Below are 3590 nucleotides of genomic sequence, written 5' to 3' on the forward strand. Positions count from 1 at the left end.
CGCGGATCGCGAGCCGCGCTCCGAGCGCCGCGCGCGCACGGCCGACGAGCCGCGTCGCGAGCAGCGAGTGCCCGCCCAGGTCGAAGAAGTCGTCGTCGACGCCCGCGCCCGGCGCGTCGAGCACCTCGGCGAACAGCGTGCAGAGCACCCGCTCGATCGGCGTGCGCGGCGGGCGGCCCCCGGCGCGGCGCGCACCGTCCCGGCCCGGGTCGGGCAGGGCGCGGCGGTCGAGCTTCCCGTTCACCGTGAGCGGGAGCGCGTCCAGCGTCACGACGGCGCTCGGCACCATGTAGCCGGGCAGCTTCCGCTTCAGGCTCTCCCGGACGCGGGCGCCCAGCACGCCGTGGTCGCGTGCCGCCACCGGATCGTTCGCGTACGCCGACGGCGGACGGCCGGGCTCGGCCGGGACGTGCGCCGCTCCCCCGCCGAAGACGGCGTCGTACCGCCCGGCCTGCGCGGATGGCGTCAGGACAGCGTCCGGGCACAGCGCGTGCAGCGCCTCCGGTTCGATCCCTGCCGGCGCGGCGGCGAGCGCCTCGCGCGCCTCGTCCGGGGACGCGCCGGCCCGCAGCGCCTCCAGCGCCGCGATCTCGCCGGACAGCCTCGCGTCGGGGATGCCCGTCACGCGCAGCGGCCCCCCGGTCCACGCGGACTCGGCGCCGGCGGTGCGCGCCGCGTCGGCGGGCACGCCGTCGCGCAGCGCCAGCAGCGCGCGGACGGCGGGAGGACCGTCGAGCCCATCCAGGGCGGTCCAGTCCACGGCGGGCGTCTCGGGAACCGGCGGGACGTCCGGTCCGGGCTTCCAGAGGACGGCGTCGTAGCGGTGGCGGGTCAGCTCGTTGTGGTGGACGCCCCGCTTGGTGAGGACGTCCACGCGCGCGGGGCCGTCCAGAGCGGTGAAGAAAGCCGGGTCGAGAAGGAGTTCCTTCTCCATCCGCACGGCGCGTTCGACGGCGCGGAGGTCGGTGTCTCCGCGTCCGAGCCGGATCGCGGCGTGGAAGCCGTGGACCGTCCGCAGGTCGCGGACGTCGCCGACGAAGAGCCGCCCGCCGGGGGCGAGCAGCCGCATCGCCTTGGCGACGACGTCTTCGAGGTAGCCGGCGCCGGGGAAGTACTGGACGACCGAGTTGATCACGATCGTGTCGAAGTGCGCTTCGGGAAGGCCCTCGGTGTCGTGGGCGGGGCGGTGGCTCAGCCGGACGGGCGAGTCCGGTCCGAGGTCGGCGCGCAGCTTGGCGATGACGGGCTCGGAGAAGTCCGTCCCCCAGTACTCCTCGCAGTCCGGGGCGAGCCGGGTGAGCAGCAGGCCGGCGCCGACGCCGATCTCCAGGACCCGGCGGGGCCGCAGCGCGCGGATCCGGTCGACGGTCGTGTCCCGCCATTCGCGCATCTCGGCGAGCGGGATCGGCGCGCCGTCGTAGCTGCTGTCCCAGCCGGCGAACTCCTCGTGGTGCACGACCGTGCCGACCTCGGTGTATTCGGCGTCGTAGATCTGCCGCCACTCGGCGAGCCGCTCGTCGGCGGCGCCGTCGCGGGTCCCGTCCGGGACGACGTAGCCGATGATCCGCCGGACGCCGGGGACGCCGGTGTCCGTGGCGACGACGGCGGCCTGCCCGACGCCGGGCTCGGCGGCGAGCGCGGCCTCGATCTCGCCGAGCTCGACGCGGTACCCGCGGATCTTCACCTGGTCGTCGGTGCGGCCGAGGAAGTCGATGTTCCCGTCCTCGCGGACGCGGACGAGGTCGCCCGTCCGGTACATGCGTCCGCCGGTGAACGGGTCGGCGACGAAGCGCTCGGCGGTCAGGTCGGGGCGGCCGAGGTAGCCGCGGGCCAGCCCGGCGCCCGCGATGTACAGCTCGCCGGGGGTGCCGGGCGGGACGGGCCGCAGCCACGCGTCGAGGACGTGGGCGCGGGTGTTCCAGATCGGCTTGCCGACCGTGGGGGTCGCGCTGTCCTCGGTGCCGCCGCCGAGCGTGTTGATCGTGTACTCGGTGGGGCCGTACAGGTTGTAGCCGAGGACGCCGTCCGCCCCGGCGAGCCGGTCCCAGACGGACGCGGGGACGGCCTCGCCGCCGAGCAGGACGAGCGGCGGCCGGTGCCCGCCGTCGAGGAGCCCCTCGTCCAGCAGCTGCTGGGCGTAGGTGGGGGTCACGTTGATGACGTCGACGCGGTGCTCGCGCAGGTAGGCGGTGAGCGCCTCGGCGTCGCGCCGCAGGTCCTCGTCGCAGACGTGCACCTCGTGGCCCTCGATGAGCCACAGCAGCTCCTCCCACGACATGTCGAAGGAGAACGACACGGTGTGCGCGATCCGCAGCCGCCGACCCGCGGCCCGCACCACGGGGTCGAAGATGTTCGCGCGGTGGTTGAACTGCATGTTCGTCAGGCCCCGGTACGGGGTGACGACGCCCTTCGGGCGGCCCGTCGAGCCCGACGTGTAGATCACGTAGGCGGGGTGGTCGAGGCGTCCGGGGGTGCCGGGCGCGAAGCCGGGCAGCTCGCCGGGTTCGACGTCGGTATCGGGCAGTGCGGCGAGCGCCCGCGCGGTGCCGGGGTCGTCCAGGGCGAGGGCGGTCCCGGTGAACGCGAGGCCGCCGGCGATGTCGCGGTGCGAGACGAGCACCGCCGGGGACGCGTCCGCGATCATGTAGTCGAGCCGGTCGGCCGGGAGGTCGAGTTCGAGCGGCAGGTACGCGGCGCCGGTGCGCAGCACGGCGAACAGCGCGACGACCATCTCGGCGGAGCGCGGCAGGGCGAGCGCGACGACGCGCTCCGGGCCTGCCCCGTTCGCCAGGAGCAGCCGCGCGAGACGGTTGACCTCGGCGTTCAGCTCCCCGTAGGTGAGGCGGACGTCCGGCAGCGAGACGAGCGCGGTGTCGCCGGGCCGCTCGGCGGCGCGTTCGGCGAGGAGTTCGGCGACGGTCTGCTCGGGGACGGGGTGCCACGCCTCGTCCCGGTCGCGCCGCAGGCGTTCGCGTTCCCCGGGAAGCAGCAGGTCGAGCCGGTGGCACGGCGCTCCGGGCGCGCCGGCGATCTGCGTGAGGACCCGGACGTACCGGTCGGTGACGCGCTCGGCCTCCGCCTCGGTGAACGCGTCGCCCCGGTACATGACGCGGAGGGCGGCGCCCGGGTCGACGACCACGGTCAGCGGGTAGTGGGTGGCGTCGCGGACCTCGCGCCCGGTGACGCGCAGGGCTCCGTCCGGCCCGAAACCGCGGCCCGTGGGCATGCCGGGGAAGTTCTGGAAGACGAACAGCGTGTCGAACAGCGTGCCGAGGCCGGTGGCGCGCTGCACGTCGGCGAGCGCGACGTAGGAGTGGTCGAACAGCTCCGACTGCGCCGCCTGGACCCGTCCGAGCACCCCGGCCACCGGGTCGGAAGGGCCGGCCTGCACGCGGATCGGGACGGTGTTGAACAGCAGGCCGACCATGGACTCCACGCCGTCCACATCCGGGTGGCGGCCGGAGACGGAGGCGCCGAACACCACGTCGTCGCGGCCGGTCATCCCCATCAGCGTCAGGCCCCACGCCGTCTCGAAGAGGGTGCCGGGGGTGACGCCGTGGTCGCGCGCGACCGCGTGGAGCCGGTCGGCG

General features: G+C 75.2%; 1 protein-coding gene. It reads right to left on the minus strand.

Translation table 11 applies throughout. From position 1 onward, the window contains the following. A partial coding sequence (locus ABZ914_RS48555; protein WP_500201384.1) for a non-ribosomal peptide synthetase occupies positions 1–3590 on the minus strand: 3590 nt, incomplete at both ends.

The sequence above is a fragment of the Spirillospora sp. NPDC046719 genome (genome assembly GCF_040645715.1).
Taxonomy (GTDB): Bacteria; Actinomycetota; Actinomycetes; order Streptosporangiales; family Streptosporangiaceae; genus Spirillospora.